The sequence below is a fragment of the Paenibacillus sp. J31R109 genome, assembly GCF_059692055.1.
Genome location: NZ_JCAUAR010000020.1, coordinates 113,454 through 120,073, shown reverse-complemented (window position 1 = coordinate 120,073; position 6,620 = coordinate 113,454). Strand labels below are relative to the sequence as shown.

Here is a 6,620-nt window from a genome sequence, read left to right as displayed (position 1 = left end):
TTAGGCACGCCGCCAGCGTTCGTCCTGAGCCAGGATCAAACTCTCCATAATAGAAAGATGACTTGCTCATTTGAAGCTAGCGAGATTTTGCAATCTCATTTATAGTCGATTGCTCGACTGTGCTTACTCACTCGTTGTTCAGTTTTCAAAGATCAATTTCTTTCGTTCGCTACCGTGTTACCGAAGCAGCGAGAAGTAATATACCATGTTTACTTTTAATGTGCAACTACTTTTTTTCGAGTTATTTTCAGTTACTCTCGCCAGCCTGTCTTGCGGCCGGAGTGATAATATAGCATGGTTTCGACAAGGAATGCAATGTTTTATTTTTCCATTTCAAAATTAATTCTATCCCCTCCTTCACCTTCAATTAACTCCGCTCCGACAAAGACTGATTCAATTTCGCCTTCATATCTCCGTAGCGATCCAGCAGAGGCAACAATTGCTTACGTGTAAGCGAGAGCAGCGTACAATCCGTTAACGCCGTAATGTTGGCATTGCGGGGCGCATCCTTCAGCAAAGCGATCTCTCCGAAATGGTCTCCATCCTGAAGAACAGCGACCCTTATGTTCTCGCCTTGGGCATTCCTTTTCGACACTTCCACTTTGCCCCTTACAATGATGTACAATTTATTACCCGCTTCACCTTGCCGGAAAACATGCTGCCCACTAGTTATTTTCTCCGTCATCAGTAAATCCTTAATCTCGTGCAACAGGTCTTCGTTCATATATGTAAAGAATGGCATCTGTCGCAAGCGTTCGACTTTAACAACTACTTCTCCTGTGTGGGAGAGTTGGAAGCCTTGCTGCTTTTGCCACAGACTGTGATAGGCCCCTTGTCGCTCTAACAACTCCTGATGGGTTCCGTATTCGATCACTTTCCCCTCATGGATGAAATAGATGAGATCCGCATGTGAAACAGTCTTCAAACGATGCGAAACCGCTACAACGGTACGCCCTTGATTAGTCTGAGTAATGGTCTCATTCAGTGCTATCTCTGACTCGGGATCAAGAGAAGCCGCTACTTCGTCCATGAATGTCAGTTCGTTCGAACGCAGCAATGCGCGCGCAATCGAGATCCGGTGCCGCTGACTAACGGACAGATTGGCCCCATCATTTTCAATCCATGTATCGTAGCCATTCGACATTTGCATTATCGCCTCGTGAACACCGACCGCAAGCGTGACTTCATGAAGCTCCTCCTCGGTGGCATCGGGATGACCGATCAGTAGATTGTCGCGTATCGTCGTATTGAATAGATAAGGTTCTTGAAAAATAACACCAGCTTGCGTAAGCAACGAAGACAACTGAATCTTACGAAGATCAAGGTCATCCACTTGGATGGAGCCTTTTTGCGGATCATAGAAGCGCATGAGCAGTTGGAGCAGCGTGCTTTTGCCTGAACCACTCGGACCCACCAATGCCACATAGCTGCCCACGGGAATGGATAAGCTTAGATTCTGAATAACAGGATGCGTCTCGGTATAACCGAAGGTGACATTATCGAACTTAATCTCGTTGGCCAACGAGGGATACCGAGAAGCCTGCTCATCATCATCCAAATCTGGCTTGATCTCCAGTACTTCGTTAATTCGTCGTATGCCAACCTCCCCCTCAATTAGATCAGGCACGACCTCCATGAATTGAATCACAGATACGCCCACCGTATCAAAAACCGAATAAAAGGCGATTAAATCCCCGATCGTCATCGTCCCTTGGAACGTGAAATAACCCCCTAAACCAAGGATAATCACGTTAACAACGGATAACACCATGATCGGAAGACGCTCAAGATTAGAATTAATGAAGCTTCGCTTCACCCCTAGACGAAACCAGACTTGCAGTTGCTTGTTGAATCTATTTTTCATAGACTCCTGCAGTTGAAAGCCGCGAATGACCTTAAAAGCCTTCATTTCCTCATCCATATTATTTGAAAATGCCTCTACGATCCCAACGTACTCCTCGTTGTAGCGCTGTGCGCGTTTATTGAGCAGTTTTTGCGGGACGAACATGAAGACAATTCCAACAAACGCCACAAGCGCCAATTTCCACTCTAATACAAACAAAATGACGGTCCCCACCACCATGCTGAGGCTAGCCAAAATAAGCGTCGAAAACGTCTGCATCATCGCATGCTCTACCGCTGGAATATCCATGGTGAACCGCGCGACAATATCCCCGATCCGATACCGCGAGAAAAAATGAGCAGAAAGCTTCTGCGTCTGTTCGTAGAGATCCTTGCGCAGCCCGATGAGAATGGTCTCGTTTAATTTGGACATCGCATAATCGCCGCCGACACCAATCAATAAATTCAGCACCCCGCCTATCAGCAAAGCCGACAGTAGCCCGAAAAAAATGGTCATATTGCGAGGCGTGATCGCATCGTCAATTAAATATTTGATACTTAATGAGGTAAAGTACTCAAAACTAAGTTCAAATAGGAGAGCTACTAGAAACACAGCGAATATTTTTTTGCTGCTCGTTAGGTATTTCAACACGGATCGGTACAAATAGAGCATGAAGGGTTTCAGCGCCTTTTCATATAGTAGATGGGATACGAGGATTAGTTCCTAATACCTATAGTTTACCATATCTGATTTGTGCCCGGGAATGATTTCCTTAACCTTATTAAATAAAAAAAATAAAACCTCATCACTGTGGATGAAGCCTCACTGCAGACTATGAAATTTCAATTATTGTTAAGCTAGCAAAATCAATTCGCAACACGGAACCGCTAGGGATAGGGGCTGGCTGAGCAAAGATAAGCTGAATCTTGTCCCCAAAACGGAAATATTCCGTGAACAACGTGGAAGTCACATAGATCGTATCCAAGCTATTGGCATTGAAATTGGTCTGCGACGAGACTAGGGTTCCCCCATTCCTTCTCACCTCAAAGCGAACCAGTGGATTCGGATTACTTGGAGGCGGAAATGCCACGTTTGAAAGTTGAATCGTGAATTGACATTGAAATAATCTGGATTTTTTGATTGTGAGGGTATCCGTCCCCGGGTCAAAAACGATGCCACAACCATGCTGTGCACTATTCAAATTAACTACCAATGGAACAAAAGAGTTATCATCCACGAACTGCGGCAGAAAATCATTGGTAACATAGATTGATATTTTCTCACATTCATCCTTATCTGACATAACGGACAACCTCCTACTACTCTTTGTAATATTAAATGAGCATGTAGGGTTGTTTGTGCTAGACGGGAGATGGTTTTGGGGATAAAAGAGGCTGGGTGGAGTGCTTCTTCTATTTCTTCTCTTTTGAATGCACTCACGTCGAAGTAGGGGTTAAATGAAATCAATTCTTAGTTCTTTAAAGTCAACTCTCAAACCAACAGCAGTTATAAAATCTATACCTAGTATGCCATCAAAACCGTAGGGCTCTCTTGTCTTACCTAATTGTAATTTAAAAGATGGAAGAATAAAGTTTCCTATTTCTAAATCAATTACATTTTTACATCCTGTATCAAATAATACGTTCCTCATTTCAAGTAATCGTTCTTGATAAGTCAGTGAAAATGTAACTACAGGCAACCCATTCTCAATACGAAGCTCCATCATGAGTTGCGAATCCCAGAAAAGAATTCCTCAATCACTTCTATTTCTTGCTTACTAGTGTGAAAGACATAAAATTCACGTTCAGGGTTCTCCTTATGGTGAAGTTTATACCCATCCCAAGCCTGGTTTGGATTATCAAACTCTTCTACAACTGTCATTTCTTCAATTGTACGTAAGCGATTCTTAGAAACTGCTTTGATGGCTTCTACTAAAACAAAACGACTGGGGTAATGAGAGCAAATTTCAGACCACTTCATATCACACAGCCCCTTAAATAATCAGTTTTAGTTAGTATAACATACATCTATATTTCAATGCTGCTGTATCCCTTTTTAAAAAGGAGCTAGGTTCATGAACCCAGCTCTCCAACTTGCTCCCAATCCGATTTCGTATAGTTCCCCATATACCATAAGGAAACACCTTGCAGATCATAGAATTTTGCGAGCCAAATTTTCTTGGCTATGCTCTGCGAGTCTTCGTAGTACAACACATGGCTGCCTCGCTCGTCTGCGAATGTAGCTTTCTTCAAGAAATAAGGCATAGCCCAAGCAGCATCCACACCTGGCATCGCCAGCCTTTTCTCAACATCTGCAATAGCTGGATTAAGGGCTGATCCAGTTACGCCAGATGTAGTTATCCACTGGTTAGCTTGTTTGGAAATGCCAAGAACCAGCTTCTCCTTCGGTATGGATTGCAACGCTGCCATCACCGTATCGTTCACTAAAGGTAACGGAGCCGATGGCAGCATGTTATCGTCATATGTGAAATCATAAGCCATAAGAATAACCGTATCGGCTAGCTTACCGATCTCTTTTAAATCATAACCCTTGTAATAATAGGTTGGAGGAACAGCTACGGACAATGTAAGCGAACCTAACTGACTTTTCAACTCCTGAAGAAATTGGGTATAGTCCACCGCACTTGCCGCATCCTTCAAACCTTCAAAATCTATGCTGACCCCAGTAAACGAGTAGGCTGAATCTTTCAAAGTATGGAGCAAGGATGACATAAAGGCCGTCCGGGCCGCTTGATCTTTCAGGAAGTCTTTTAAATTAGCGCCATCGTAGAAAACCATCAATTCCTTCGTGATTTGAGCCGCATTCGCCGCAGCAAGGACTTCTTCATAACCACTCGGCACGCGATTAACCGTCGAGTTGATATTCAATGAAGCTGTGCCAGCAGTACTGTAGGACAAGTTAGACCAACCTAATATGACATGAGAAAGCTTATTCATTTGCTCAATCGCAGCATAGGACTGGATCGCATAATAACCTGTGACATCGATCTTTTGCTCGGCAATACGCTTATCAATCAAACGATAGATAACAGCAGCAGCCTGTTTGCGTATCAAAGACTCCTTCGGGTTAAATCCCGCCTGATCTCCCTCCATAATGCCACGATGCGCTGCATAATACACATATGGCTTCATAGCTTCGTTCATTGCCGAATCATCTTTAAAACCTCTAACGATCCGCTCGTTCAACCAATCCGAAGTTAGCCATTGTTGGCGTGTCTTCTCGCTTTCGGAATCTAGCAACGATTTCCCTACGAGCATCGCAACTTCTTCTCTAGTAATCGTCTGCTCTGGATGAAATAAACCAGCTTGATCTATCAAGTTATCTAACCATTTCCGTTCATGAACAGCAGCAATATAAGGTGCCGACCAGCGATCCTTTGTAACATCTGCGGGAGTAGGCCCAATGGCGGCTTTGTTCTCTATTTTGCCTGCCATAACGAGTAACTTAACGAAAGCCTCTCTAGACAAATCATTATTGGGACGATAAGTTTGATCCTCGTAGCCGTTAATAATACCTAGTGCGGATAGTGTATAAATCGGATCCTTGGCATAATCTTGTTCTTCATCCTGAAAGGGCTTGAGTTGCACATCATAAGCAAACGCGTTATTTGCAAACAATAGGACAAACAGCGTGCCGAATAAGATTATCTTTTTCATAATAGACTTCGTCTTCCTCTCCACTATATCTGCGAATGCTAGAATTAGTTTTTTAGCAACATAGTAATAGACGCTTTAGGCACATGATTAGTTACGTTAAAATGAAAAAACCGCCCTATCACAGTTGGTGTGATTAAGGACGGTTTGTTTGTGGTAGGATTCCAATAAAAATTTCAATCCTCTTCTTCATCAAATCCGCCAACGTGTTGGTAATAGACATCAGCCAGTCCCGCTTGGAATCCCCAACCTACATTCCCTGCTCTCTCCATAATACGTATTAATCTATCACGGAACATGTGATACAGCCCGCCGCTATCATCAGTAGCGACTTTTTGAACGGCCGATTGATACATAGACACCATGCTGTTATAGAAGGACTCGTACATATCCCCGTAATCATTGGTCATTTGTACACCTAACTCAACATAGTAAACCATAATTTCTATCGTTCTAACTTGGTTATTGCTGAGCTTATTGAAATCTGAAATGGCCTTCCTAGCCTCTGCAAACTTGAGTTTGGGCTCACCACGGTCAGGGTAAAATTGAACCAAAACCTTCTTTTTTGCTGCTTCAAATAATTGATCTTCCGTACTTTCTGGATCTAGCATCATGTGGATATATTTTTTGACATCCTCACTAGACTTGTAGCAATCTACAATAATTGAAACGAGTTCCTCTGGTTTATATGTTTTCAATTGTTTCTTGAGCTCTGGCAATGAAATTTTGGGCATGTCGATGTTTTTCCTTTCGCTTAAAATTCCTCATCCCCATTATATTGCTTCCTAAGATGAATATCACCCTTCAAATCTTAGTCCCTCCTACTCAGGGTTACGTTCCAATAACATTCGAATGGGCATATATAAACTCAAGATTAGAAGAATGCCACCTAGTACGTTCCACAATATCATCAACATTTGGACATGCCTCCCTCGGAATTTCATAAATCCTCTCCCTATATTATAAGTGATCCCAAAGACCTATCCAAGATGAAGAAAATCACTAGAATCGCAACTAGACTGTCGATTTATGTCAGTTTTCTATGACTTAAGTCATGTTTATGGTAAAATGAATAAAATATAGCAGTTTGCTGCCATGAGGAA

6 protein-coding genes are annotated in these 6,620 nt (G+C 42.7%); all 6 read right to left on the bottom strand.

Translation table 11 applies throughout. The annotated features are described in order from the left end of the window. Positions 1 to 367: 367 nt before the first annotated feature. The 6 genes from AC58QT_RS31115 to AC58QT_RS31090 all read right to left on the bottom strand — a co-directional run bounded on the left by AC58QT_RS31115 (position 368) and on the right by AC58QT_RS31090 (position 6,251). Complete coding sequence (locus tag AC58QT_RS31115) at positions 368 to 2,515, bottom strand: ABC transporter transmembrane domain-containing protein (RefSeq protein WP_497412380.1); 2,148 nt, start codon at positions 2,513 to 2,515, stop codon at positions 368 to 370. A gap of 160 nt (positions 2,516 to 2,675) precedes the next feature. Next, entirely contained in the window at positions 2,676 to 3,146 is a 471-nt protein-coding gene (locus AC58QT_RS31110; protein ID WP_497412379.1) for a hypothetical protein, read from the bottom strand. Between the two features lie 150 nt (positions 3,147 to 3,296). Next, positions 3,297 to 3,569, bottom strand: a complete 273-nt coding sequence (locus AC58QT_RS31105; RefSeq protein WP_497412378.1) for a hypothetical protein — start codon at positions 3,567 to 3,569, stop codon at positions 3,297 to 3,299. Next, a complete protein-coding gene (locus AC58QT_RS31100; RefSeq protein WP_497412377.1) occupies positions 3,566 to 3,823 on the bottom strand; it encodes a hypothetical protein in 258 nt (85 codons plus the stop codon). Before AC58QT_RS31100 ends, AC58QT_RS31105 begins: the two co-directional genes overlap by 4 nt. A 92-nt stretch (positions 3,824 to 3,915) precedes the next feature. Beyond that, positions 3,916 to 5,520 carry a glycosyl hydrolase family 18 protein gene (locus AC58QT_RS31095; protein WP_497412376.1) on the bottom strand — a complete coding sequence of 535 codons (1,605 nt, stop codon included), beginning with the start codon at positions 5,518 to 5,520 and terminating at the stop codon, positions 3,916 to 3,918. A 173-nt stretch (positions 5,521 to 5,693) separates the two neighbouring features. Beyond that, positions 5,694 to 6,251, bottom strand: coding sequence for a DUF6155 family protein (locus tag AC58QT_RS31090; RefSeq protein ID WP_497412375.1), 558 nt, complete (start codon positions 6,249 to 6,251; stop codon positions 5,694 to 5,696). Positions 6,252 to 6,620 lie beyond the last annotated feature (369 nt).